1 pseudogene is annotated in these 248 nt (G+C 62.9%); it reads left to right on the forward strand.

Annotated features, from left to right (window positions below):
* Positions 1–228 (forward strand): annotated as a pseudogene (locus ACCD02_RS32780) (hypothetical protein); the annotation flags it as partial.
* Between the last annotated feature and the right edge of the window lie 20 nt (positions 229–248).

Below are 248 nucleotides of genomic sequence, written 5' to 3' on the forward strand. Positions count from 1 at the left end.
GCTGACCACGTTGGTGCTAACCGTGTCGCTGCTGATGGTGCCGATCGTGTTGGCGCTAACCGTGTAGCCGCTGATGGTGCTGATCGCGTCGGTGCAAACCGTGTAGCCGCTGATGGTGCCGACCGTGTTGGCGCAAACCGTGTAGCCGCTGATGGTGCTGACCGCGTTGGCGCAAACCGCGTAGCCGCTGATGGTGCTGACCACATTGGTGCAAGCCGCCTGAGCTGATCCCCAGGCGCTTGTCCCTC

The sequence above is a fragment of the Pseudomonas sp. Pseusp88 genome (assembly GCF_047303955.1).
Lineage (GTDB): Bacteria > Pseudomonadota > Gammaproteobacteria > Pseudomonadales > Pseudomonadaceae > Aquipseudomonas.